Annotated in this window: 26 protein-coding genes; 11 read left to right on the plus strand and 15 right to left on the minus strand. The window is 72.4% G+C overall.

Translation table 11 applies throughout. The annotated features are described in order from the left end of the window. The first annotated feature begins 10 nt into the window (after nucleotides 1-10). Nucleotides 11-2,179: an endo-beta-N-acetylglucosaminidase gene (locus KO717_RS09785; protein ID WP_301365985.1), complete on the plus strand. Its 2,169-nt coding sequence runs from the start codon at nucleotides 11-13 to the stop codon at nucleotides 2,177-2,179. A gap of 37 nt (nucleotides 2,180-2,216) precedes the next feature. Here KO717_RS09785 and KO717_RS09790 read toward each other — a convergent pair whose 3' ends face one another. Both KO717_RS09790 and KO717_RS09795 read right to left on the minus strand, forming a co-directional pair. Next, a complete protein-coding gene (locus KO717_RS09790) occupies nucleotides 2,217-3,632 on the minus strand; it encodes a sensor histidine kinase (protein WP_301365987.1) in 1,416 nt (471 codons plus the stop codon). Nucleotides 3,633-3,644: 12 nt separating this feature from the next. After that, nucleotides 3,645-4,361, minus strand: coding sequence for a response regulator transcription factor (locus tag KO717_RS09795; RefSeq protein ID WP_301365989.1), 717 nt, complete (start codon nucleotides 4,359-4,361; stop codon nucleotides 3,645-3,647). A 299-nt stretch (nucleotides 4,362-4,660) separates the two neighbouring features. Here KO717_RS09795 and KO717_RS09800 point away from each other — a divergent pair, with 299 nt between their 5' ends. The 8 genes from KO717_RS09800 to KO717_RS09830 all read left to right on the plus strand — a co-directional run bounded on the left by KO717_RS09800 (nucleotide 4,661) and on the right by KO717_RS09830 (nucleotide 11,305). Then, nucleotides 4,661-5,446 (plus strand): amino acid ABC transporter ATP-binding protein, encoded by a 786-nt coding sequence (locus KO717_RS09800; protein WP_301365991.1) that lies wholly within the window; start codon nucleotides 4,661-4,663, stop codon nucleotides 5,444-5,446. A 117-nt stretch (nucleotides 5,447-5,563) separates the two neighbouring features. Then, the gene (locus KO717_RS09805) at nucleotides 5,564-6,415 is read left to right on the plus strand and encodes a glutamate ABC transporter substrate-binding protein (RefSeq protein WP_301365993.1); all 852 of its coding nucleotides are present in this window, start codon (nucleotides 5,564-5,566) and stop codon (nucleotides 6,413-6,415) included. 83 nt (nucleotides 6,416-6,498) lie between these two features. After that, on the plus strand, nucleotides 6,499-7,173 hold the full coding sequence (locus KO717_RS09810) for an amino acid ABC transporter permease (RefSeq protein ID WP_301365995.1): 675 nt from the start codon (nucleotides 6,499-6,501) through the stop codon (nucleotides 7,171-7,173). Beyond that, complete coding sequence (locus tag KO717_RS09815; protein WP_301365997.1) at nucleotides 7,170-8,060, plus strand: amino acid ABC transporter permease; 891 nt, start codon at nucleotides 7,170-7,172, stop codon at nucleotides 8,058-8,060. Before KO717_RS09810 ends, KO717_RS09815 begins: the two co-directional genes overlap by 4 nt. A gap of 499 nt (nucleotides 8,061-8,559) precedes the next feature. Then, nucleotides 8,560-10,173: an FAD-dependent monooxygenase gene (locus KO717_RS09820; RefSeq protein ID WP_301365999.1), complete on the plus strand. Its 1,614-nt coding sequence runs from the start codon at nucleotides 8,560-8,562 to the stop codon at nucleotides 10,171-10,173. Between the two features lie 32 nt (nucleotides 10,174-10,205). After that, nucleotides 10,206-10,292, plus strand: coding sequence for a putative leader peptide (locus KO717_RS37475; protein ID WP_311318651.1), 87 nt, complete (start codon nucleotides 10,206-10,208; stop codon nucleotides 10,290-10,292). Between the two features lie 78 nt (nucleotides 10,293-10,370). Next, on the plus strand, nucleotides 10,371-10,919 hold the full coding sequence (locus KO717_RS09825; protein WP_301366001.1) for a cysteine dioxygenase: 549 nt from the start codon (nucleotides 10,371-10,373) through the stop codon (nucleotides 10,917-10,919). Continuing rightward, entirely contained in the window at nucleotides 10,916-11,305 is a 390-nt protein-coding gene (locus KO717_RS09830; RefSeq protein WP_437184487.1) for a rhodanese-like domain-containing protein, read from the plus strand. Before KO717_RS09825 ends, KO717_RS09830 begins: the two co-directional genes overlap by 4 nt. A gap of 137 nt (nucleotides 11,306-11,442) precedes the next feature. Here KO717_RS09830 and KO717_RS09835 read toward each other — a convergent pair whose 3' ends face one another. The 8 genes from KO717_RS09835 to KO717_RS09870 all read right to left on the minus strand — a co-directional run bounded on the left by KO717_RS09835 (nucleotide 11,443) and on the right by KO717_RS09870 (nucleotide 18,963). Continuing rightward, nucleotides 11,443-13,995 (minus strand): FtsX-like permease family protein, encoded by a 2,553-nt coding sequence (locus tag KO717_RS09835; RefSeq protein ID WP_301366003.1) that lies wholly within the window; start codon nucleotides 13,993-13,995, stop codon nucleotides 11,443-11,445. Nucleotides 13,996-14,085: 90 nt separating this feature from the next. Beyond that, nucleotides 14,086-14,652, minus strand: a complete 567-nt coding sequence (gene recX / locus KO717_RS09840) for a recombination regulator RecX (protein ID WP_301366004.1) — start codon at nucleotides 14,650-14,652, stop codon at nucleotides 14,086-14,088. Between the two features lie 3 nt (nucleotides 14,653-14,655). Continuing rightward, nucleotides 14,656-15,765 carry a recombinase RecA gene (gene recA, locus KO717_RS09845; protein WP_301366006.1) on the minus strand — a complete coding sequence of 370 codons (1,110 nt, stop codon included), beginning with the start codon at nucleotides 15,763-15,765 and terminating at the stop codon, nucleotides 14,656-14,658. Between the two features lie 182 nt (nucleotides 15,766-15,947). Continuing rightward, complete coding sequence (locus KO717_RS09850) at nucleotides 15,948-16,811, minus strand: SMI1/KNR4 family protein (protein WP_301366007.1); 864 nt, start codon at nucleotides 16,809-16,811, stop codon at nucleotides 15,948-15,950. Continuing rightward, a complete protein-coding gene (locus KO717_RS09855) occupies nucleotides 16,808-17,137 on the minus strand; it encodes a deoxyxylulose-5-phosphate synthase (RefSeq protein ID WP_301366008.1) in 330 nt (109 codons plus the stop codon). The genes KO717_RS09850 and KO717_RS09855 overlap by 4 nt, the downstream gene beginning before the upstream one ends. A gap of 120 nt (nucleotides 17,138-17,257) precedes the next feature. After that, nucleotides 17,258-17,641: a hypothetical protein gene (locus KO717_RS09860; RefSeq protein WP_301366010.1), complete on the minus strand. Its 384-nt coding sequence runs from the start codon at nucleotides 17,639-17,641 to the stop codon at nucleotides 17,258-17,260. Nucleotides 17,642-17,778: 137 nt separating this feature from the next. Next, nucleotides 17,779-18,234 carry a hypothetical protein gene (locus KO717_RS09865; RefSeq protein WP_301366011.1) on the minus strand — a complete coding sequence of 152 codons (456 nt, stop codon included), beginning with the start codon at nucleotides 18,232-18,234 and terminating at the stop codon, nucleotides 17,779-17,781. A 105-nt stretch (nucleotides 18,235-18,339) separates the two neighbouring features. After that, nucleotides 18,340-18,963, minus strand: coding sequence for a class I SAM-dependent methyltransferase (locus tag KO717_RS09870; RefSeq protein ID WP_301366013.1), 624 nt, complete (start codon nucleotides 18,961-18,963; stop codon nucleotides 18,340-18,342). Nucleotides 18,964-19,086: 123 nt separating this feature from the next. On the opposite strand from KO717_RS09870, the gene KO717_RS09875 reads away from it, so the two are divergent. Then, complete coding sequence (locus tag KO717_RS09875) at nucleotides 19,087-19,842, plus strand: Clp protease N-terminal domain-containing protein (protein ID WP_301366015.1); 756 nt, start codon at nucleotides 19,087-19,089, stop codon at nucleotides 19,840-19,842. Here KO717_RS09875 and KO717_RS09880 read toward each other — a convergent pair. Both KO717_RS09880 and KO717_RS09885 read right to left on the minus strand, forming a co-directional pair. Beyond that, a complete protein-coding gene (locus KO717_RS09880) occupies nucleotides 19,796-21,061 on the minus strand; it encodes an AI-2E family transporter (protein ID WP_301366017.1) in 1,266 nt (421 codons plus the stop codon). The two genes, KO717_RS09875 and KO717_RS09880, sit on opposite strands and share 47 nt — an antisense overlap. Before the next feature lie 50 nt (nucleotides 21,062-21,111). Continuing rightward, nucleotides 21,112-21,306: a DUF3046 domain-containing protein gene (locus KO717_RS09885; RefSeq protein WP_030154244.1), complete on the minus strand. Its 195-nt coding sequence runs from the start codon at nucleotides 21,304-21,306 to the stop codon at nucleotides 21,112-21,114. 81 nt (nucleotides 21,307-21,387) lie between these two features. Between KO717_RS09885 and KO717_RS09890 the strand changes: the two genes are divergently transcribed. Next, the gene (locus tag KO717_RS09890; protein WP_301366021.1) at nucleotides 21,388-22,398 is read left to right on the plus strand and encodes a hypothetical protein; all 1,011 of its coding nucleotides are present in this window, start codon (nucleotides 21,388-21,390) and stop codon (nucleotides 22,396-22,398) included. Here KO717_RS09890 and KO717_RS09895 read toward each other — a convergent pair. The 3 genes from KO717_RS09895 to KO717_RS09905 form a co-directional block, all read right to left on the minus strand. Continuing rightward, the gene (locus tag KO717_RS09895; protein WP_301366023.1) at nucleotides 22,367-22,675 is read right to left on the minus strand and encodes an AzlD domain-containing protein; all 309 of its coding nucleotides are present in this window, start codon (nucleotides 22,673-22,675) and stop codon (nucleotides 22,367-22,369) included. The two genes, KO717_RS09890 and KO717_RS09895, sit on opposite strands and share 32 nt — an antisense overlap. Next, complete coding sequence (locus tag KO717_RS09900) at nucleotides 22,672-23,361, minus strand: AzlC family ABC transporter permease (RefSeq protein ID WP_301374448.1); 690 nt, start codon at nucleotides 23,359-23,361, stop codon at nucleotides 22,672-22,674. The genes KO717_RS09895 and KO717_RS09900 overlap by 4 nt, the downstream gene beginning before the upstream one ends. Nucleotides 23,362-23,467: 106 nt before the next feature. Then, nucleotides 23,468-24,310 (minus strand): helix-turn-helix transcriptional regulator, encoded by an 843-nt coding sequence (locus KO717_RS09905; protein WP_301366024.1) that lies wholly within the window; start codon nucleotides 24,308-24,310, stop codon nucleotides 23,468-23,470. Nucleotides 24,311-24,335 lie beyond the last annotated feature (25 nt).

Below are 24,335 nucleotides of genomic sequence, written 5' to 3' on the forward strand. Positions count from 1 at the left end.
GGAGCCCCGCATGCCCGAGACCGACAACGGCGTCGATCCCCGCACGCCGCCCGCCGCGGTACGGCCGACCCGGCGCAGGGTGCTGGCCACCGGGGCCGCGGCCGCCGCGCTGCTGGGCCTGGCGGGCCGCGCCCGGGCCGCCGCCGCGCCCGCCCCCTTACCCGTCGGAACACCGGCACCGGCACCGGCACCGGCCCCGGCCGACCTGGCCCCGTACGCCTCGTACTGGTTCCCGGACTCCCTCCCCTCGGGGACCCCCGGCCCCGGGATCGTGTGGCGCTCGCTCAGCCGGTGGACCCCCGAGAGCGATCCCGATCTGGCCCACAACACCTCGACCGTGCCCCTGGCGGAACGGTTCACCCCGGTCCCGGCGAACCGGGACGCCCGCGCCGGCCAGGCCCGTATCTCCTCCCTGGTCTCCTTCGGGCCCACGGCCGCGAACCCGTCCCAGGGCTCCCCGACCGCCGACCACTACGCGCTCACGCACTGGGCGTACATCGACGAGCTGGTCTTCTGGGGCGGCTCCGCCGGCGAGGGCATCGTGCTCGCGCCGAACGCGCCCGTGGTCGACGCCGCCCACCGCAACGGGGTGCGGGTGCTGGGCAACGTGTTCCTGCCGCCCGTCGCCTACGGCGGCGACCTCCGGTGGACCCGCGACCTGGTGCGGCGGGACTCCCTCGGCCGCTTCCCGATCGCCGACAAGCTCGTCCAGGTGGCGCGGACCTACGGCTTCGACGGCTGGTTCGTGAACGCCGAGACCGACGGCGGGGACAGTGCGCTCGCCACCCGGATGCGGGAGTTCCTGCGCGCCCTGCGGGCGGCAGGCGAGCCTCACGGTCTGCGCATCACCTGGTACGACGCCATGAACAGCACCGGCCGGGTGGGCTGGCAGGGCGCCCTCAACGCGCTCAACCAGGAGTTCTTCGAGGACCGGGCCGGGAAGGTCTCGGACACGATGTTCGTCGACTTCCGCTGGACCCCGGACACCCTGGCCGCCTCGGGCATGCTCGCCGGCCGCCTCGGCCGCTCCCGCCACGACCTGTGGGCCGCGGTGGACACCGAGTCCCGAGGCTGGGACTCCGTCGTCGACTGGGACGCGATCGTCCCGCGCGGGCGGGACCACGTCGTCAGCTACGGCTTCTACCGGCCCGAATGGACCCGCAACCACCTCACCGACCGCTCCCCCGGAGCCTTCCACCGCGCCGACGACCGGTTCTGGACGGGCGAGTCCCTCGACCCGGCGCGGCCCGCGCCCGAATCCGGGTCCCGCTGGCGGGCCCCCGCGACGGTCGTCGCCGACCGGTCCACCGTCACCGGGCTCCCCTTCGCCTGCTCCTTCAACACCGGCCACGGGCTGCGCTGGTACGACGACGGCAGGGTCGTCTCGGACGCGCCCTGGAACCACCTCGGGCTCCAGGACCAGCTCCCCGGCCGCCGCTGGGCGGTGGACACCGCCGGGGTGCGCCCCTCGGTCACCCTGGACTTCGCGGTTGCCTGGCGCGGCGGCTCCAGCCTGCTCGTCGAAGGCGCGCCGACCGCGCCCGTGATCATCGGGCTGCACTCCACACGGCTGCCGCTGACCCGCGGGTCGGTCCTGGAGCTGGTGCACGCCACCGGCCCGGAGCCGGTCCCGGCTGCGATCGTGGTGGAGGTCGGCGTGGCCGTCCGCGAACCGTCAGGCCCCGGCGAGCCGGTCCCGTACACGTGGCTGCCGGCCGGGACCCGGGACGCCGGCCAGGGCTGGCGCGTGACGCGGGCCGGGCTGGCGTCGCTGGCGGGCAGGACCGCGTACGGCCTGGCGGTACGGATCACCGCGCCCGGGAGGAAGCCGGTGGCGTGGCGGATCGGTGCCGTGTCGGTGCACGACGAGACCCGCACCCGGCGCCCGGCCCCACCCACCGCACCGGTCGTGGACGCCTCGTCCCGGCAGGACGGCCGGGCCTGGCTGCGCCTGTCCTGGCGGGCGGCGGCCGGTCCCGGCGGTCGTCCGCGCCACTACGAGGTGTGGCGGGTCCTCCCGGACGGCACCCGGCGCTTCCTCGGGGGCACCTGCGGCACCGCCCTGTACCTGCCCGCCGTCCCGCGTGCCGGGCGGGAGCGGGCGGCGGCCTTCGAGGTCCGGGCCGTCGACGAGCTGTACGCGGTGTCGGAGGCAGCCCGCACCACCCTCGTCTGGTAGCCGGACCCACGAGGCCTGGAGGTCGGGCCCCTGGGGGTCAGGCGCCCTGGGGGTCGGTGCGCGGGACGGCCACCGTCACCCGCAGCCCGTGCGGCGGGTTCTTCTCGTAGGAGAGGGTCCCGCCGCCCGCGGCGAGCAGGGCCCGGGAGATCGACAGGCCGAGCCCGGAGCCCTTGACGTTCTGGTGGCGGCCGCTGCGCCAGAACCGGTCGCCGACGCGGAGCAGCTCGTCCTCGGTGAGGCCGGGGCCGCGGTCGGCGACGACCACACGGACGGAGCGCCCCTCGCTGGAGACGGAGACCTCGACCTCCTCCCCCGTGGGGGTGAACTTGAGGGCGTTGTCGATGACCGCGTCGAGTGCGCTGGACAGGGCGATGGGGTCGGCCCAGCCGGTGATGGCGGTCCGGCCCGTCTCGGTGAGCCGTACGCCCTTCTCCTCGGCGTACGGGCGCCACGCGGCGACCCGCTCGGCCGCCAGGGCCCCGATGTCGGTGAGGCTGATCTCGGCGGAGGCGTGCTCGGCCAGCGCCAGGTCCAGCAGGTCGTCCAGGACCTGGGTCAGGCGCTTGCCCTCGGTGCGCACGGAGGCGATCTCCTCGTTCCCCTCGGGCAGCTCCAGGGCGAGCAGCTCGATCCGCAGGAGCAGCGCCGCGAGCGGGTTGCGCAGCTGGTGGGAGGCGTCGGCGACGAACGCCCTCTGCTGTTCCAGGACCTCTTCGACGTTGTCGGCCATCTCGTTGAACGAGTGGGCCAGGCGTTGGAGTTCCGGGGGCCCGCCGGCGGCCGCGACGCGCGAGTTCATCCGTCCCGTGGCGATGCCGTGGGCGGCGGCGTCCAGGGTCTGCACGGGCTTGAGCACCCAGCTGGTGAGCTTGAGGGCGGCGCCGAAGGCGACCAGCATGGCGGCGGCGAGCCCGCCCGCGATCAGCAGCCAGCCCTTCAGGATGCGGGCGCGCATCTGGTCGGTCGGCGATTCGGTGGCGACGACCGCGACCACGTCACCGTCGAGGACGACCGGGGAGACGACGAGCAGTTTGCCGTCGGTCTGCCAGGGCCACACCTGCGGCGGGTCATGGCTGCGCCGGCCGGCCAGCGCTTCCGCGAAGGCCCGGCGGCCCTCGGCCGATTCCGGGAGCTGCCACCAGCCCGGGGACCGCGCCAGGGCGTTGTAGTTGCGGTGGAAGATGCCGACGCGGATTCCGTACAGGGTCTGGTAGCGGGCGAGTTCGAGCCCGAGGGCATCGCGGCGCTCTTCGGCTCCGGTGGTGGATCCCGAGCCCTCGGCATCGATGAAGAACTGCGCGAGGGCGGCGAAGCGGGCGCTGTCGTCGATCCGGTCGACCACCACCCGCTGCTGCTGGCCGGCTGCCAGGCTCACCGCGAGCGGGAAGCCGAGGGCGAGCAGCGTGCCCGCCATCAGGATGACGAGCAGGGGGAGCAGACGGGCACGCACGGCAGAGGGCCCCTAGGGAGCGGCCGGGGCGACGAGCCGGTAGCCCACCCCTCGGACGGTCTCGATGAGGGCGGGCATGCGCAGCTTGGAGCGCAGCGAGGCGACGTGGACCTCCAGGGTGCGCCCGGTCCCCTCCCAGCTGGTGCGCCACACCTCGCTGATGATCTGCTCGCGGCGGAAGACGACGCCGGGCCGCTGCGCGAGCAGGGCCAGCAGGTCGAACTCCTTGCGGGTGAGGGGTACGTCGGCGCCGTCCACGCTGACCCGGCGGGTGGGCAGCTCGATGCTGACGGGGCCGAGGCGGACGGTCGCGGGCGTACCGGTTCCGGGCGCGGCGGCCTCTTCGGCGGCGCCGGTGCGCCGGGCGACGGCGTGGATCCGGGCGAGGAGCTCGCCGGTGTCGTAGGGCTTGACCACGTAGTCGTCGGCGCCCATGTTCAGGCCGTGGATGCGGGAGCGTACGTCGGCCCGGGCGGTCACCATGATCACGGGTGTGGCGGTGCGCTTGCGGATCTTGCCGCACACCTCGTAGCCGTCCTGGTCGGGCAGACCGAGGTCGAGCAGGATCACACCGTAGGGCTGGGGGGAGGCCGGGGCGCCGGCGGCCAGGATCGCCTGCAGGGCCTCTTCGCCGTTGCGGGCGTGGGTGACCTGGAAGCCGTGGCGGGCGAGGATCGCGGACAGGGCTGCCGCGACGTGATCGTCGTCCTCGACGAGCAGCAGTCTCATGCCGTCCCCCTCTCCTCTTCTCTCACTCGGGCTTCACCACGCATGGTCACACGCGGGGCCGCACGTAGGGCCACCATGCATCCACGCCGATGCGGAGTCCCACGTCAAGGGGGTCCCGCCCCGGCGCGCCTTCCGTTATGCACCCGGTACGCGTCCATGATCGACCACATCGGTGGTGCGCACGGAGCGTATCCGGAAGAGGCCGGATCGTTATCCTCAATTCTCCCTCAGATGTGATGACGTTGTGCGCGTCACGTCACTACTGTCCTCCCAACCGAGGAGGACGGAGCAAGAAGCCGATGAGCGGAGTATCAGTGACCAAGGACGTGCAGGACGCGGCCGGTGCCGCAGACGACCTGGTCGTACTGAGCAACGTCAACAAGCACTTCGGCGCGCTGCACGTGCTTCAGGACATCGATCTGAGCATTGCCCGCGGTGAGGTAGTCGTGGTGATCGGTCCCTCGGGATCGGGCAAGTCCACGCTGTGCCGGACCATCAACCGCCTGGAGACCATCGACTCGGGCACCATCACGCTCGACGGCAAGGAACTGCCCTCGGAGGGCAAGGAACTCGCCCGGCTGCGCGCCGACGTCGGCATGGTCTTCCAGTCGTTCAACCTCTTCGCGCACAAGACGGTGCTGCAGAACGTCATGCTGGGCCAGCTGAAGGTCCGCAAGACCGACCAGGAGGCGGCCAAGGCGAAGGCACTGTCCCTGCTGGAGCGGGTGGGTGTCGGCACTCAGGCCGACAAGTACCCGGCGCAGCTCTCCGGCGGTCAGCAGCAGCGTGTGGCGATCGCCCGGGCGCTGGCCATGGAGCCGAAGGTGATGCTCTTCGACGAGCCGACCTCGGCGCTGGACCCGGAGATGATCAACGAGGTGCTGGAGGTCATGCAGCAGCTCGCCCGGGAGGGCATGACCATGGTGGTCGTGACGCACGAGATGGGGTTCGCCCGCTCCGCCGCCAACCGTGTCGTCTTCATGGCCGACGGAAAGATCGTCGAAGAGGCGACTCCCGAGCAGTTCTTCAGCAACCCGCGCAGCGATCGGGCGAAGGACTTCCTGTCGAAGATCCTGCACCACTGAGGTTTCCGTCTGGTAGTCATCCGTATGCGGATCACCGCCGGATCGTTCCTGTCGGCCGTGCGTGCGCCGTATGCGTCGCCCGTCGTTCAACAACGTCTCATCCGAGGGAAGTTCATCATGAAGATCTCCAAGGCCGCTGCGGCCGCGGCTGTCGCCGTCGCTCTCGCCCTGACCGCGACCGCGTGTGGCGGCAGCAAGCAGGACGCCGCCAGTGACGGTGGTGCCTCCGGTGGCGCCAAGGACAAGCTCGTCGTCGGCATCAAGTACGACCAGCCCGGCCTGGGCCTGAAGACCCCGGACGGCAAGTTCACGGGCTTCGACGTCGACGTCGCGACCTACGTCGCCAAGGAGCTCGGCTACGAGCCGAACCAGATCGAGTTCAAGCAGGCCGTCAGCGCCGAGCGCGAGAACCTGATCGCGAACGGCGACGTGAAGTTCGTCGTCGCGACCTACTCGATCAACGACAAGCGCAAGGAGAAGGTCGACTTCGCCGGCCCGTACTTCCTCGCGCACCAGGACCTGCTGGTCCGCGCCGACGACACGAGCATCACCAAGGCCGAGGACCTGAACAAGAAGAAGCTCTGCTCGGTCACCGGCTCCACCTCGGCGCAGAACGTCAAGACCAAGCTGGCCCCCGAGGCCGACCTGCTGGAGCAGGGTGGCTACTCCGAGTGCCTCACCGGCCTGGAGAACAAGGCCGTCGACGCCCTGACCACGGACAACTCGATCCTGGCGGGCTACGCGGCGCAGGAGAAGAACAAGGGCAAGTTCAAGCTGGTCGGGCTGAGCCTGAGCAACGAGAACTACGGCATCGGTCTGAAGAAGGGCGACAAGGAGCTCCAGACCAAGATCAACGCCGCGCTCAAGAAGATGGTCGAGGACGGCAGCTGGCAGAAGGCCGTGGACAAGAACCTCGGTCCGGCCAACTTCAAGAGCGAGCCTGCCCCGCAGATCACCGAAGGCAGCTGATTCATCGGTGAGGAGCGTCGCCGCCCGCCTGCCGCGGGCGGCGCCGCACCTCACCGGCCATCCTGGGGAGAGCGCAGGGCATCGTGTTCGATTTTCTTGATTCCGGGCAGTACGACGTGCTCGGAGCCTTCTGGGTGACGGTTCAGCTCACCCTCTACTCGGCGGCCGGATCCCTGATCTGGGGCACCGCCCTGGCCGGGATGCGGGTCAGCCCGGTCCCGCTGCTGCGGGCCTTCGGCACCGCTTACGTCAACCTGGTCCGCAACACCCCGCTGACCTTGCTGATCATCGGCTGCTCGCTGGGACTCAACCAGACCCTCGGCATCGCTCTGGGCGGCGACACGTTCAAGGAGACCGGCTTCCGGCTCGCGGTCCTCGGACTGATCGCCTACACCGGCACCTTCGTCTGCGAGGCCCTGCGCTCCGGCATCAACACCGTGCCCGTCGGCCAGGCCGAGGCGGCCCGCGCGCTGGGACTGAGCTTCTTCCAGGTGCTCACCCTGATCGTGCTCCCCCAGGCTTTCCGGGCGGTCATCGCACCGCTCGCCAACGTACTGATCGCGCTCACCAAGAACACCACGGTGGCGGCGACCATCGGCGTGGCCGAGGCGGCCCTGCTGATGAAGGAAATGCTCGAGAACGAGCCGCAGGCGCTCTTCGCGGTCTTCGCGGTCTTCGCCCTCGGTTTCGTCCTTCTGACCCTGCCCACCGGTCTTCTGCTGGGCTGGGTCGCCAAGCGAGTGGCGGTGAAGCGATGAGTTCCGTGCTGTACGACACCCCCGGCCCCAAGGCCAAGGTGCGCAACTGGATCTACAGCGGGATCTTCGTCGTGCTGTTCGGGCTGGTCCTGTGGTGGGCGCTGTCCCTCATGGCCGAGAAGGGCCAGCTCGACGCCGACAAGTGGACGCCGTTCGTCACCGACAGCCGGGTCTGGACCACGTACCTGATCCCCGGCCTGCTGGAGACCCTCAAGGCCGGCGCGCTGTCCATGGCCATCGCCCTCCCGCTGGGCGCGCTGCTGGGCATCGGCCGGCTCTCGGACCACGCGTGGGTGCGGTGGCTGGTCGGAACGTGGGTGGAGTTCTTCCGTGCCATCCCGGTGCTGATGCTGATGCTGTTCGGCTTCGCGCTGATGGCGCCGCGGTTCATCGACGTGCCGTCCGACACCCGGCCCTTCTGGGCCGTGGTCACGGGCCTGGTCCTCTACAACTCGGCCGTCATCGCCGAGATCGTCCGGGCGGGCGTGCTCTCCCTGCCCCACGGCCAGAGCGACGCCGCCAAGGCGATCGGCATGCGCAAGGGCCAGACGATGATCTACGTGCTGATCCCGCAGGCCGTGACGGCGATGCTGCCGGCTCTGGTCAGCCAGCTCGTGGTGATCCTGAAGGACACCGCGATCGGCGGCGCCCTGCTGGGCTTCGCGGAACTGCTCTCCACGAACCGGCAGATCTCGGCCAACTACAGCAACACCATCGCGACCCTCTTCGTGATCGCGCTGATCTACATCGTCGTGAACTTCGGCCTCACCACGTGCGCCTCCGTGCTGGAGGGCCGACTGCGGAAGTCGAAGAAGAGCACCGGCGCGGTGGTCGGCGTCAACGATGTCAACGACATGGCCACCGGGGCGAACTCGGGCGGGATCTGACCCCTTCCCGGTTCAGGTTCGAGGCGCCTTTCGAGGCCCGATGTACGGTCAGCCATAGTGCGTGGCCCTTGTGGTGCGGCGGAGCTCATCCGCCGCACCACACTGCGTTGTACCGGCTGGTGGAACCTGCGGCTTCCGACTGTGACCCCGGGCCGGAGATGGAACGGGAAAATGCCGATCAGCCCGTCCCCGAGAAAAACAGGGGGATGAATTCCGAAAACCGACCGCATCACGAAGTCGTGAATTCAGGCCGCATGGTGTCGATCATCAGGATTTCGAAGGCCGCGCCTGCGATGACGGCGCGATCGCAGCCCTTCGGAACAGCCGGTCCGACCCGCGACCCGGCGTTCCGCCGCGGTACCGGTCCCGGCGGAAGTGGCGGCCACTTCGGAATTTATGGTTCCAGTTACCGCGCTGCCGACCGGCGTCACTTGACGCAGGCACCTACAGTGGGTTGCATACGTTCTGTGATCACATACCGGACATCGGGAGCCGCGCCATGGACCCGGTGATCGTCGTCGGCGCGGGACCCGTCGGGCTGTCCCTGTCACTCGCCCTGGCGGGTGCGGGCGTGCCCTCCGTCGTGCTCGACGAAGGGCCCGGCAAGGAAGAGGTCCGCCCGGCCCGTACCGTCGTCCTGCACCCCGAGACGGCGGCCATGGCGCACCGGCTGGGCTGTACGACGCTGCGCGACGAGGGGGCGTACTTCGCCGCCTGGCGCACGATGCGCCGCAGCCGGCCCGACCGGCGGATCACCTTCGAGGACCACCCGGCCCCGCTGCACGTACCGCAGCACGCGCTGACGCGCGGACTGCGCCACGCCGCCACGGCCCACCCCCTCGTCCAGCTGGTCACCGACAGCAAACTGGACTCCCTGGAACAGGACGGCCGGGGCGTCACCGCGCACACCCGGGGCGCCGAGACCACCTGGTGGCGCGGGAGTTACCTCGTCGGCTGCGACGGCGCCCGCTCCACCGTGCGCAAGCTGCTCGGCATCCGCTTCCCGGGCCGCACCGCCGTGGAGCGGCACGCCGTGGCGGCGCTGCGCACCGAACTGCCCTGGCCCGGCGAGGCATTGCTGCACCGCAGCCCGCCGCAGGAGGTCACCTCGCGGCCGCTGCCCGACGGGGTGTGGCGGCTGGACTGGCTGCTCCCGCCCCGCGGGGAACTCGTCACTCCCGACGCGCTGGTGACCCTGATCCGCGACACCCTTGCAGTGTGGTGCGGCGGCACGACACCCCCGTACGACCTCATCGACACCGGGGTCCACACCCTGCACCACCGCCTCGCCCGCCGCTGGCGCGACGGCCGCGCCTTCCTCGCCGGAGACGCCGCACACCTGCTGGGCGCACTCGGCACCCAGGGTGTCGAGGAGGGGCTCCGGGACGCCGAGAACCTGGCGTGGAAGCTCTCCCTGGCCTGGCACCAGGGGGCCTCCGATGCCCTGCTCGACAGCTATGAGAGCGAGCGGCGCACCGCGGTCGCCTCCCGGCTGCGCGCGGCCGACCAGGCGATCCCGTCGCTGCGGTCCGGGGGCGGCCTGCGCACCTATCTCCCCGGCGCCGCACGCTCCGCCGAATCCCTGCTCACCGACGGCCACCTGGGGCGCGGGCCGCTGGGCGCGGAACCCACGTACGCGCCGCCGGTCGCCGTCCGGGAAGTACCGACGGCCACGGAGCCGGGCGGCCCGGTGGCGGACGTCCCGGTGACCGCGCCCGACGGGGCGACCGTGCCCCTGCGGGACCTGCTCGGGCAGGGCCGGCTGCTCGTGGTCCTGGTGGCTCCCGGCACCGGAGTCTGGGACCGGCGTCACTGGCTCGGCGCCGGGCTGATGCCCCGCCTCGCGGCGGCGGTGAGCGCCCTCCCGGTCCGCACCGACCTGCTGGTCGCGGACAGCTACCCGGGGGCCCCGGCGCACACCGTGCTGCTGGTGCGGCCGGACGGGCACCTGGCGGCGACCTTCGCGGGCGTCCGGCCGGCGGAGCTGTACGAGGCGGCGGACACGGTACGGGCGGGCGTGCCCGCGTCCCGGGTACCGGCGCCCTCCACGACGACACCGGCACCCACCCCGGCACCCACCCCGGCTCCGACACCGACCGTGGTGATCGATTGACCGTCTCCGGGACTCCGTGGTTCACTCGCGGAATGACCGGCAACGACGTACGCCTGTGGCGGAGGGTCCATATGGACCTGCTCCGCTACGCGGGCTGCGTGTGTCGCCCTTCCTGCTGATTCGCCCTTCCCTCCGCGCGCCCCGTGCCGTCCACCGGCCTGCGCGCACCTCCGCGAACCCAGGAACGGTCCTCTTTCATGTCTGCACCCGTATCCGCACCCTCGTACGCCCCGGAGTCCGGCTCCGCGGCCGGGGGCCCCACGGCCGCCGAGCTCCTCGACTTCGCCCTCCGCACAGCGGCCGACCCCACGGTCGTGGCCTCGCTGCCCCTCGATCCCGAGGGCCGCACCTGGATCCGGCTGGACGGGCCGGGCGGCAGCGAGGCGTGGCTGATCGGCTGGCCGCCGGGCACCGGCACCGGCTGGCACGACCACGCCGAATCGCGGGGCGCGTTCGCCACCGCCCGGGGCCGGCTCACCGAGCACTCGCTGACCGTGCGTCTGCCCTCGGAGGGCTGGAAGTCCCTGGAACTGGCCCCGGACGTCGACCGCCGCCGCACACTGGCCGCGGGCTCGGGGCGCGCCTTCCGGGAACACCACGTGCACGAGGTCTTCAACGATTCGCAGGCCGAGCACGCGATCTCCGTGCACGCCTACTACCCGCCGCTCCCGCTGATCCGCCGCTACAGCCGCAGCGGCCCGGTGCTCAGCCTGGAGCACGTCGAGCGTCCGGCGGACTGGCAGTGAGCGCCCCGGTCGGCATCGACGAGCTGCTGGAGCGGGTCCGCGCGGGCTACACCCGCGTGGACGCGCGGGAGGCGTACGCCGCCTCCCGCGCCGGGGCCCTGCTGGTGGACATCCGCTACCAGGCGCTGCGCGAGCGGGACGGGCTGATCCCGGGCGCGCTGGTGGTCGAGCGCAACGAGCTGGAGTGGCGCCTGGACCCCCGTGGCAGCCACCGCCTCCCCGAGGCCACGAGCCACGACGTCCAGGTGGTGGTGATCTGCAACGAGGGCTACGCGTCCAGCCTCGCCGCGGCCTCGCTCCACGCCCTGGGCCTGCACCGCGCGACGGACCTGACCGGCGGCTTCCAGGCATGGAAGTCCGCCGGCCTCCCGATCGCACCCGCCTGAAACTCCCCGGGCTCCGCCCGGACCCGGTCCTCAAACGCCGGACGGGCTGGAAGATCCAGCCTCGCCGGCGATTGAGGCGCGGGGGTCCGGGGGCAGCGCCCCCGGCAACGGCGCCGCACAGGCAGCGTTTCCGGGGGCTACGCCTTCGCCGTGGCGACGTCCACCGGCGGGACCCGCAACGCCACCCGGCCCGGGAGGGCGGTGGCCACCAGGGCGAGCACGCCGGCCACCCCCACCACCGCCGCGTAGGCCACCGGCAGCACCGCGGGCGCCGCCGCCCCCGTCATGCCCACGCTGAACGCGGTCAGTACCGCCAGCGCGATCCCCGACCCCAGCGCCGTCCCGATCAGGACCACCGCCAGCGCCTCCGTCCGCAGCATCCGCAGCACCTGCCGGCGCTTCGCCCCGGCCAGCCGCAGCATCGCGAACTCCCGGAACCGCTCGGCGGTCGACATCGCGAGCGTGTTCACCACCGCGATCGCGGTGAACGCCAGCACCAGCCCCATCGCCAGCAGGTTGATCTCCGCCCCGGCGTCCTGCCGCTCCGCCCGTGCCGCGTCGGCGTCCGCCGCGGACAGCACCCGTACGCCCGGGAACTCCCGTACTGCTGCGGCCAGTTGCTCCCGTCCGGTCCCCGAACCCGGTTCCGCCGCCACCAGCACACCGCCGGCCAGCGGATTGTCCGCGTGCGCGGCCACCAGCCCGTGCGGCAGCGTCAGATCGCCGAAGCCGAGCCCCCGCGCGTACACGGCGGAGACCGTCAGCGTGACCGGGGTTCCGTCCCCCAGCGTCAGCTTCAGCGGGCTTCCCGGCTTCAGCCCCAGCTGGTCGGCGGCGAGTTCGCTGACCGCCGCGCTCCCCTCGCCGAAGCCGTCCAGGCTTCCGCCGGTGACCTCGGGGTCCCAGGTCCGGGACAGTCCGGCCGGGGTCACGCCCTGCGCGGCGTACTTGGTCAGCCCCACCCGTACCGACGTGTGCACGATCTCGGTGGCCGCCGTGACCCCCGGGGTACGCCGGATCCGCTCGGCGGCCTCCCGCGTGACCCCGGGACCCTGCGCGGCCAGTACCCACTGGGCCCGGATCCCGTCGCGGGCCTGGGCCCGGGCGGCGTCCCCGAGCGTCGGGGTGATGAAGAGCACGGTGCAGGTCATGCCGATCAGCAGCGCGAGCGGGGTGACGGCGGAGGCCATGCGCGTGGCGTTCCCGCGCAGGTTGGCGGTGGCCAGGTGGCCGCCCGGGCCGGCCAGCCGCAGCGGTCCTGCGAGCAGCGCGGTGGCGCCGCGTACGAGCAGCGGGCCGAGCAGCGAGACCGCCCCGGCCAGGACCACCACGGCGAGGAAGGTGACCGGGGTGGAGGCCGGCTCGGTGCGCAGCGAACCGAGCACGACGACCAGCACCGCCCCGCCCGCCAGCAGCAGCACCCCGAGCCCGCTGCGGATCCAGCCGGGCCGCCGCCGCTCGACGGCGGCTTCGGCGAGCGCCTCGGCGGGGCGGATCCGGGCGATCCTGCGGCCGGTGATCCGGGCGGCCGCCCAGGCTCCGAGCAGGCTGGCGGCGACCGCCGCGAACATCGGGAAGATGCCTGCGGTGCGCTCCAGGGTGACGGGGACGACACCGCTCTCGACGAACCGGCCGTGCAGCCAGGCGGCGAGCGGCAGCCCGGCGAGCGCTCCGGCGACACCGGCGGCCAGGCCGACGAGCAGCGCTTCCCGGCCGATCATGCGCCGTAGCTGCCCCGGGGTGGCGGCGATGGCCCGCAGCAGGGCGAGTTCGCGGTAGCGCTGCTGGACGGAGAGCGCGAACGTGCCGACGACCACGAGGATCGCGACGAGCAGCGAGGTGCCGCCCATGGCGCCGCCCATGGAGACGAGCTTGATGCGGGCTCCGGCGGCGTCGAGGAATTCGACGGGGCCGCGCTCGTCGCCGGTGGCGACCTGCGCGGTGGTGCCCTGCAGCGCCCGTTCGACCCGGGCGGCGAGCTCGGCGGCGCCGACACCGGGTGCGGGCAGCACTCCGATGGCGCTGACCTGGCCGTCGCGGGCGGCGAGCCGCTGGGCCTCGTCGTCGCTGAAGAAGAGCGCGCTCTGCTGGACGAGGCCGCCCCGGTCCGTCGTCGCGACCCCGCTGACCCGGTACGTCCTGGGTTCACCGGTGGACTGCACGGCGAGCTCGGAGCCGGGCTTCAGCCCGGCGCGGGCGGCCAGCGCACGGTCGACGACGACCTCGCCGCCGCTCTGCGGGGCGCGGCCCTCGGAGAGGGTGAAGGGGGTCAGTGCGGCGGAGGTCCAGGCGTGCCCGTACGAGGGCACCGGCCCGCCGGGGGCCTTGAGCAGGGGGACGGCCTGGAAGGTGAGCTCGGGAACGGCCCGTTCGACGCCGGGCACGGCGCGGACCGTGTCCACGGTGGCGGCGGGGAGCCAGGCCCGCTCGGCGACGGGCTTGGCCTTGTGCTTGGTCTTGGTCCGTCCGCCCTTCTTCTCCTTGACCGTGGTCTCGTGGACGTTCTGGTCGGCGGAGACGAGGATCGGCGTGGCCGCGTAGCGCTCGGTGCCGATCTTTCCGCGGAGTCCCGTTTCCAGGAGCGTGCCGCAGGCGGTGACGAGGGCGGCTGCACACAGAAGTGCGACGAAGGCGCCGAGGAAACCGGCCTTGCGGTCCCTGACGGTCTGAAGGGCGTAACGCAGCATCATGCGGCCAACTCTGCCGCCGTCCCCGGCGCCTGACACTGGCGTGCCCCGGCGTCCGGTCCCGGGGGCTACCCCCACCCCGGGCCTGCCGGCTCACTCCCCCGGGTACCCGAGGTCGTCGGCGTCCTCGCCCTCCGTCTCCAGGGCGCGGCGCACGACCCGCAGGGCCATGCCCTCCGGGTATCCCTTGCGGGCGAGCATCCCGGCGAGGCGCCGGATCCGCTTGTCCCGCTCCAGGCCCCGGGTGGAGCGGAGCTTGCGCTCCACGAGCTCCCGGGCGGTCTGCTCCTCCTGGTCGGAGTCCAGCAGCTCCAGGGCCTCCTCCACGAGGGTGGCGTGCACCCCCTTGGTCCGGAGCTCCTGGGCCAGTGCCCGGCGGGCCAGGCCCCTGCCTCGGTGCCGGGACTCGACCCAGGCACCGGCGAAGGCCGCGTCGTCGATCAGGCCCACCTCCTCGTACCGGGAGAGGACCTGCTGCGACACCTCCTCGGGGATGCCCCGCTTGTGCAGGGCGTCCGCGAGCTGGCGCCGGGTACGCGGGCTCCCGGTGAGCAGGCGCAGACAGATCGCCCGCGCCTGCTCCTCGGGGCTCTGGGGCGGCAGCTCCGAACGGCCCTCACGGCCGCCTCGGCGCTCGCCGCCCCCTTCCTGCTCCCGCACGGGTCAGCTCTTGGCCACGGCGGCCTTGGCCGTCGTCTTGGCCTTCGATGCCGGGGCGGGCACGGCGGTGGCCGCGGCGTCGGCCGCGTCCGTACCGGCTTCGGCGGCGGCGTCCTTGCGGACACCCACGCCCAGCTTCTCCTTGATCTTCCGCTCGATCTCGTTGGCGAGGTCGGGGTTGTCCTTCAGGAAGTTGCGGGCGTTCTCCTTGCCCTGGCCGAGCTGGTCGCCCTCGTACGTGTACCAGGCGCCGGCCTTGCGCACGAAGCCGTGCTCCACGCCCATGTCGATCAGGCCGCCCTCGCGGCTGATGCCCTGGCCGTAGAGGATGTCGAACTCGGCCTGCTTGAACGGGGGCGCGACCTTGTTCTTGACGACCTTGACGCGGGTGCGGTTACCGACCGCGTCCGTGCCGTCCTTGAGGGTCTCGATGCGACGGATGTCGAGGCGCACGGAGGCGTAGAACTTCAGCGCGCGACCACCGGTGGTGGTCTCGGGCGAGCCGAACATCACACCGATCTTCTCGCGGAGCTGGTTGATGAAGATCGCGGTGGTCTTGGACTGGTTGAGCGCACCGGTGATCTTCCGGAGCGCCTGGCTCATCAGCCGGGCCTGGAGACCGACGTGCGAGTCGCCCATCTCACCCTCGATCTCCGCGCGCGGCACGAGGGCCGCCACGGAGTCGATGACGATCAGGTCGAGGGCACCGGAGCGGACCAGCATGTCCACGATCTCCAGTGCCTGCTCGCCGGTGTCCGGCTGCGACAGGATGAGGTTGTCGGTGTCGACGCCGAGGGCCTTCGCGTACTCGGGGTCGAGCGCGTGCTCGGCGTCCACGAAGGCGACGGTGCCGCCGGCCTTCTGTGCGTTGGCCACGGCGTGCAGGGTCAGGGTCGTCTTACCGGAGGACTCCGGGCCGTACACCTCGATCACACGGCCGCGGGGCAGCCCGCCGACGCCGAGGGCGATGTCCAGCGCGGTCGACCCGGTGGGGATGACCTCGATGGGGTCGTTCGGCTTGTCGCCGAGGCGCATGACCGCACCCTTGCCGAATTGCCGTTCAATCTGTGCGAGAGCGGCGTCGAGAGCCTTCTCGCGGTCGGTGCCTGCCATGGGTTCCACCCGGTTTGCTTGAGTCGATCGCTTCACGTCACTGACGCTAATGCCTGCCACTGACAATGCGCCTCCACGAGCGTTTCGGCTGTGGATAACTCATCAGAATGGATGTTCGATTTCCCTGTCAAGCGCGCCACGCCCACCCCTCCCCCACCTGCGAGGATCCCGCGGGCGCCGAGCTACTCGTCCTCGTCCGTGACCGCGCCCCAGGTTTCCAGCGGGGTCCCCGCCGCGGTCGTGACCTCCAGCACCCGGCACTCCATGAGCTCGGCGGCGGCGAAGAGCCGGTGACGGACGCGCTCCGTGTCCTCGGCCGGGAAGGCGATCCGGATCCGGTGCGGGTGGGGGGTGTCGTAGGTGAGCAACCAGTCGGCGTCGAGGGTCGCGAAGTGGTCCTGTCCGCTCCCGTCGCGCTCCGAGCGCCACGAGCCGCGGTCCGTGGTGGGGGCCAGCGCCGTACGCAGGCGGCTCAGGCGCTCGTCATGGGACAGGGGCCCCTCGGACAGGACCAGGCACCGGTCGACGCGGGGCCGGAAGGTGTTGAACCAGGGCGCCAGGTCCGGATCCATCGCGCCGAGCAGGCGGGAGTGGACGCGGCCGCGGACCCAGCCCTCGAAGAACCCGGCCGCGCCCGTGCGGTGGGTCTCGTACCAGCCCTCGCTGCTCCACACCACCACGGGCCACTCCTCGGGCTCCCCGTCGGTGAGCCAGCAGAGCCGGTCGGCGTCCATGGTGGTGCCCCAGATCAGCAGCCCGCCCGGCGCGGGGTGCAGCGGGTACGGGTAGCGCTCGCGGTCACGCTCCGGCGATTCCGTCGGATGCGCGCTCTGCCACTCGACGCGGTTGTACCGGTTCGCACCGAAGGGTGTGTGGAGGTAGAGGAGATCGCAGAACTCCCCCCATCCGTAGGTGGCGACCAGCCACTTGTAGTCGTCGGGCAGCCGTACCCCGAGCGCGGTCTCGGCCGCGGTCCAGTCGCCACGGGCCTCGACGGGCGCGGTCGGCGGTGTCACGAGCCGCGCCAGGGTGTCGTGCCCGGTCACGGCAGGTCTCGCAGGACGAGCGCCTGCGCGAACGGCGTGCCGGTCCGCCGCGCGTACGCCATCCGCTCGCGCACCTCGTGCAGGGTGCGCGGCCGGTAGCCCGGCCCGCCGCAGCAGCTCTTGTGGAACCGCACGCCCGCGTTCAGCAGCACGGCGAGGGTCCGCCATCCCGCGGTGTCCCGGCGCGGGGGTGCGGCGAACGCCGAGCCCACATGGACCAGGGCCCCCGCACACCGCGGGCAGATCCGCTCCCGGTCCCTGTCGTAGGGCTGCTTGTACGAGGCCCGACAGGGCAGGCAGACGTAGGAGGTCTTCGCATGAGCCATGCGAGCAGCGTAGGCAGCAGCCCGCACGGGGATCGACACGATTACCGTGCGAGGCATTCCCGGCGGGGGTCTCGACGCCAGGAGAGGAGGCGCGGCCGCCCAAGGGGAAGAGGCCGTCCGTCAGTCGCCGGAGAAGCCCCAGAAGTAGACCTCCTCCGGCCTGCCGTGGGCGTCGTGCAGGACCGCGCATCTGCCGAACCACCTTCGATCGGCAAGCGGATCGATGTCGGGGACGTGGGCCCGCGTGAGGCGGTCGGTACCCGCCACGCGCTGGGCCTCGGCAGGCTGAACGGGCTGCACGGTGCCGTAGTCGGGGTCCTCGCCGGGTCGCACGATCCGCCACATGTCGAGGATGGAGTGCGTCCCCTCCTCCTGAACCCGTTCGTCCTTCCACAGCTGGTCGAACGTCGAGGGCCAGGCCGTGGCACCGTCCCCCTCGTCCTCGTCCTCAGGGACCCAGTAGTAGTCCTGCCTGTCGAAGACCTGCTGTCTCAGGGCGTCCAACGCGGCTCCGAGATCTTCTTGATAAGGAACGTAGTACTCCCACCCCGACGCACCCACGACAACGCCCCCGCCTCTCCGTCCGGTACCGGCAACGGAACGGAAGCTAGCAACCGCCGCTGACATCAGGCCCGTTCAGGTCACTTGGTCGCCGCCAGGCCCGCCTTGATCATCGAGACCGTGCTCACCAGCTTGGGGAGGCCTTCCGTCTGGACCGCCGTGATGCCCCGGGAGACCTGGCCCCCGTCCTTCTTCGCGGCCCCGTCGGCGCATTCGCCCGCCCCCCGCCTGAATCCGCCGAGGGCCTCCTTCCAATACCGCTGCGCGGCTTCGTCCGGGATCGGGTCGAGCTTCTCGGCCTTGGCGGTCTGGGCGAGCAGGTCCTGGCAGGCGGGTCCCTGGACGTCGATCGTGCGCATGCTCACCTCGTTGACCCGGCCGGCGTCCTCGTTCAGTTTCCTGATCTGGGCCTCGCCTCCCGAGCCGTACCACTCCTCCAGCCGCTCGGCCGGGGTCTGGGAACAGCCTCCGAGCAACAGCGAGGCGGCTGCGACGGTGACGACGGCTGCTACGCGGGTCGCTGCGGGGACACGCACACGGAATCTCATGGAACCTGGAACCCCCCTGGATCGGTCCGACCGATGCTGCCAGGGGCGCTCCGGGCCCGTGCCCCTCGTGATGGTTTCGTGACGGGTCGCCGGTCAGAGGGAGATCGCCGTCCCGAGGGATTCGGCGCACAGGAACTTCGGCGCGCCCTCCTCGTAGAAGACGTCGAGGGCGGTGATCGCGAATCCCGCCGCCGCCAGCAGGTCCGGGGCGGAGCGGGTGAGGTGGCAGCCGCCCAGGAGCCGCATGTTCAGCGGTTCCAGCCGTCGCTGCAGGCGGCGTACGCGCCAGTCGCCCTCCGGGGCGAGCCCGTGTTCGACGAAGTGCAGGGTCCCGCCGGGCTTGAGCACGCGGCGCAGCTCGCGCAGGGCGGCCACGGCGTCCGGGATGGTGCACAGCGTCCAGGTGGACAGCGCGGAGTCGAAACCGCCGTCCTCGAAGGGCAGCGACTGGCCGTCCAGGCCGGCCCGCCGGACGGGGACGCGGGCGCCACGTACGCGCGCCGCGGCCAGTCGCCACGCGACATCGGACGGCTCGACCGCCGAGACGCCGGTGACGCCCTCCGGATAGAAGGGGGCGTTGTGCCCCGCGCCGAAGCCGATCTCCACGACCTCGCCCGCCAGCCCCGCGCAGACCCGGCGGCGCAGCGGACGGGCCGTGCCGGCCCCGCAGGCGACGTTGAGGATCCGCGGCACTGCCTGCTCGGCGTAGAACCCCATGGCGGCCTCCGTGTCTCGCCCCTCCTCCTCAGGATGGCACCGCGGCCCCGTGCCCACGAACAGCCCGCCCGAGTGACAACCCAGGGTTGACACTCATCGAGGTGTCAACCTAGGGTTGCCTCTATGACGAACCCTTCGGTGGAACCCGTTCGCATGACCAATCCGGTACGCCTCGACGACCTGATCGAGGCCATCAACAAGGTCCACACCGACCCCCTGGAGCAGCTCAGCGGCGCCGTCGTCGCGGCAGAGGCCCTCGGGGACGTCGCGGACCACCTCATCGGCCACTTCGTCGACCAGGCCCGCCGCTCCGGCGCCTCCTGGACCGACATCGGCCGCAGCATGGGCGTCACCCGCCAGGCGGCACAGAAGCGCTTCGTCCCCAAGGCGGACAAGGAGGGCGCCGGCGGCCTCGACCCGAACGCGGGCTTCGGCCGCTTCACCCCCCGCGCCCGCAACGTCGTCATGACCGCCCAGAACGAGGCCCGCGCCGCCGGCAACACCGAGATCCGCACCGAGCACCTGGTCCTGGGCCTCCTCGCCGAACCCGAGGGCCTCGCCGGGTACGCCCTGCGCGCCCAGGGGGTCGCGGCGGACGACGTACGCGCCGCGGTGAGCGCCCTGCTGCCCCCGGCCCAGCCGGAGGTCCCCGACCTGGTCCCCTTCGACGCGTCCGCGAAGAAGGTCCTCGAGCTCACCTTCCGCGAGGCCCTGCGCCTGGGCCACGACTTCGTCGGCACGGAGCACGTCCTGCTCGCGCTCCTGGAGCTGGAGAACGGCGAGGGCCCGCTGAGCGGCCTCGGTCTGGACAAGGCCGCCGTCGAGACGACCGTCAGCGAAGCCTTGGCAGTCGTACGCGTCGTCGCGGACGAGAAGTAGAGGAATCCGCGTCCTGGGTCAGTTCGTAGCGCTTGACGTACGCGCCCAGGAAGGCCTGCAGCGTGGCGACGGCCGGGATCGCGATGAGCGCCCCGACCGCGCCCAGCAGGGCGGTGCCCGCGATGACCGATCCGAAGGCCACCGCCGGATGGATGTCCACGGTCTTCGAGGTCAGCTTCGGCTGCAGGACGTAGTTCTCGAACTGCTGGTAGATCACCACGAAGCCCAGTACGTACAGCGCGTACCAGGGGTCCACGGTGAAGGCGAGCAGGACCGGCAGCGCGCCCGCGAGATAGGTGCCGATGGTGGGGACGAACTGCGAGACCAGGCCCACCCACACGGCGAGCGCGGGCGCGTACGGCACCCCGAGGACCGCCAGCACGATGTACGTCGCGACACCGGAGATCAGAGCCATCAGCCCGCGCGAGTAGAGGTAGCCGCCCGTCTTGGCGACGGCGATCTCCCAGGCGCGCAGCACCTCGGCCTGCTTCGCGGGCGGCAGTACGGAGCACAGCGCGCGCCGCAGCCGCGGTCCGTCGGCGGCGAAGTAGAAGGAGAACAGCCCGATCGTCAGCAGCTTGAAGAGTCCGCCGAGCACGGTGGCGGAGACGTCGAGCACGCCGGACGCGCTGTTCTGCACGTACTTGCGCAGCCAGTCGGAGCGCAGCACGCTCTCCTGGATCTCCAGCCGTGACAGTTCGGTGTGGAAGGTGGAGTTGATCGCCTTGATCACCGAGTCGAGATAGCCCGGGAAGCCCTCGACCATGGCGACGATCTGCCCGGCGAGCAGCGAGCCGAGCAGCGCGAGGAAGCCGGCGGTCACGACGAGCACCGCGAGGAACATCACGAAGGTGGCGACCCCGCGGCGCATGCCGCCGGCCGCCATCCTGGCCACCGCCGGTTCGATCGCGAGCGCGAGGAAGAACGCGATCAGGATGTTGACGAGGAGGCCTATCAGCTGGTGGAAGGCCCAGCTGCCGAGCTGGAAACAGGCCACGAGGGCCAGTACGAGGATCACGGCGCGCGGCAGCCAGCGCGGCATGCGCGCATCGTCCGGGGCGGGGGCCGCACCGGTCGGCGGTGGAGCCGGCGGCGCGGGCGGACCCGGCCGGCCCGGCCCGCCCGGCTGACCCGGCGATCCCGGCTCCTCCGCCTGCACCGGCGGTGTCACTCGCCGCTCGTCGGCGGACTGATCGGTCGTCTCTTCGCTGGCTGCCACGGCGCCAAGTCTGTCCCACCCGCGGCCGCCACCGCGAAACCGTGCGCCGGTCAGCGCAGCGACGCCGGCACGTCCATCGCCGAACACACCGCGCGCCACACGTCCTTGGCCTCCCAGCCCGCGTCCAGCGCCTGGTGGACGGTCCGTCCGCCCAGCTCCGTCATGACGTGGTCCCGCGCGAAGGAGTCCGCATAGCCCGCGCCGAAGTGCTCCGCCATCCGTTCCCAGAAAATCGTCAACCGCATGCCCCCAGTATCCCGCCCCGGGAGAGTGCACCGCCCGCGTTCGGCCCTCCCCGCCGCACCACCGCGTCCTAGGTTGCACGCATGCCCGGAGACGAAGCTTCCTCGCAGACCCAGCCTTCCCCCCACACCCCCCACACCCCGCAGACCCCCCGGCCCCCGCAGACCCCCCTGGCCCGCGCCGAGGGGTTCATCTGGCTCACGGCCCGCGTGCTGGAGCAGCGGCGGTTCGCGTTCCATTTCCTCGGCGGGGACGCCGACCCGGTGGACACGGCCCTCGGTTCGTATCTCAACGCGGACGGAGGCTACGGTCACGCACTCGATCCGGATCTCCGCGGTCCGCTCAGCCAGCCCCTGCACACCGCGCACGCGCTGCGCGTGCTCGACAGCCTGGGCCGCTGCGCCGGGCAGCGCATCGAGCGGCTCTGCCGCCACCTGACCGGGGTCTCCACCGCGGACGGCGCGCTTCCGGTGGTCTTCCCGGCCCCCCGCGACTATCCCGCGGCCCCCTACCACCCGATGCACGACGCCCCGCCGGGCGAGCTGCTGACCACGGGCCCGGTCGTCGGCGTACTGCACCGCAACCGGGTCTGGCACGCCTGGCTCTTCCGGGCCACGGACTTCTGCTGGGACCGGGTCGAGAACCTGCGCCACTCGCACCCGTACGAGGTCCAGAGCGCGGTGGCCTTCCTCGACGGCATCCCCGACCGGGCCCGCGCGGCGGCGGCCGCCGACCGGCTGGGCCGGCTGGTGCGCGAGCAGAAGCTCGTGGTGCTCGATCCGGTGCGGCGGGCGGAGTACCCGGAGGCCCCCGGCTACGCACCGGGCGAGCGGCTGTACCCGCACGACTTCGCCCGGCGGCCGGAGTCGCTGGCCCGCGGCTGGTTCACCGACGCGGAGCTGCGCCGCTCACTGGACTTCCTGGCCTCCGAGCAGCAGCCGGACGGCGGCTGGCCGGTGCGGCGGCGGGCCTGGGCTCCGGGCAGCTCGCTGGAGCGGCGGCCGATCGCCACCCTGGAGGCCCTGCTCACCCTGCGGGCGTACGGGCGCCTGCCCACCGAGGTCAGCCGCCCAGGGCCCGTACCCCCGCGGTGACGACGACGGCGGCCGCGACGACGACCAGGAACGGGGCGCGCAGCAGCAGCGCCAGCCCGGCGGCCGCGAGTCCGGCGGCGCGGGCGTCGACGACGAGGGCGGACCCGGTGCTGAAGGTCTGCTGGGCGGTGAGCGCGGCGAGCAGGGCGACCGGCAGCAGGGCGGCCAGACGGCGCACGAGCGGCCGTTCCAGGGCTCCGGCGGGGACGAGCAGCCCGGCGAGCTTGACGGCGTAGCAGCCGACGCCGGTGAGGCCGATGGCGATCCAGACGTTCACGAACGGCGTCCCTTCATCCACAGCACGACGGGGGCGGCCAGGGCCGCGATCAGCACGGGCACCCCGGCGGGCAGTACGGGCAGGAAGCCGAGCCCGAGTGCGAGCGCGAGGGCGGCCACGGCCCGCTCGGTGGAGGTCTTCAGCATCGGTGCCAGCAGCGCCAGGAACACGGCGGGTCCGGCGGCGTCCAGGCCCCACGCCCTGGTGTCCCCGATGGCCTCGGCGCCGAGCGCGCCGAGCAGGGTGGTGAGGTTCCACAGCACGTAGAGGGTGAGCCCGGTGACGGTGAAGCCGAGCCGGGCCGACTTCCGGTCGGGCTGGGCCAGCGCGACGGCGGTGGTCTCGTCGATCACCCAGTGCGCGGCGAGGGGCCGCACGGGGCGGGGCAGCTTGAGCAGCTGCGACAGGCGCAGTCCGTAGAAGGCGTTCCGGGTCCCGAGGAAGAAGGCCCCGGCGGCGGCGGTGAACGGGTTGCCGCCCGCCGCGAGCGCCCCGACCAGGGCGAACTGCGAGGCGCCGGTGAAGACGAGCAGGCTGAGCACACAGGCCTGCAGGGTGCTGACGCCGGCCCCGGCGGCGGTCACGCCGAAGGCGAACCCGGACAGTCCGACGGCAACGCCGACCCCGAGCGCGTCGCGTACGACGGCGGCGCGCGGCCGCTCGTCGGGCGCGGGTGTCTCACGTATCTCTGGCTCTGTGACCAGCTGGTTCTCTCGCACGCTCCGAAACTACGGGGTGCCCGCCGGATGGGTCTTGTACGTTCTTGCGCCCCGCCCGGCGCCCTGGGACTTCCTAGAGCACCCGCTCCCGCCGGTACGCGCCCGGTGGGACGCCCACGATGCGGGTGAAGTGCCGGTTCAGGTGCGGCTGGTCGGTGAAGCCCACGGTGACGGCCGCCTCCGCGGGCGCCGTGCCCGCGTCGAGGAGCCGGCGCGCCTGCCGGACGCGGGCGTCGGTCAGCCAGGTGTGCGGCGGCATCCCGTACCGCTCCCGGAAGGCCCGCAGCAGCGCGAAGGGGCTCGTGCCCAGCTCCGCGGCGAGCTGTTCCAGCGAGGGCGGGTCGGCCATCCGCTCCTGCAGTACGGCCCGGGCGGCCTCCGCGTCGGCGCCGCCCGCGCCGCGGAGCGTACGGGCGGGCATCGGTCCGGCGTGCCGGGTCAGCATCCGTGCCACCAGGCCCCGCAGCAGGGTGTCGGCGGCCAGCGCGTTCCCCGCCTCGGCGGCCCGGTGGATCTCGGTGATCGCCCGGGCTCCCTGCGGGTCGGTGACCATGTCGGTGGTGAAGCCCGGGGTGCCGCGCAGGATGCCGATCTCGTCGGCGACCTCGACGATCAGGTCGCGCGAGGGGTAGAGGGTGGCGTAGGCCCAGCCCTCGGGCACCCCGGCGCGCGCGGTGTGCGGTACCTCGGGGTTGATCAGGACCACACTGCCCGGGCCGGCGTGCACGACGTGGCCGGGCAGCCCTACCTCCTCGACGCCGCCGGTGACGGCCGCGAGGACGTACCCGTCGTGGGCGTGGCGCGGAAAGGTGTGGCGTACGTAGTGGGCGCGCAGCAGGTCCAGCCCCGGCAGTTCCGCGTACTGCCAGTGCCGTGCCCACTCCCGGCGGCCCCCGGCGCCCTCGTCCGTCCCCATCCCCCCATTCTGCGCCCCCGTGCCG

Source organism: Streptomyces xanthophaeus (assembly GCF_030440515.1).
In the GTDB taxonomy this organism is placed as follows: Bacteria; Actinomycetota; Actinomycetes; order Streptomycetales; family Streptomycetaceae; genus Streptomyces; species Streptomyces kutzneri.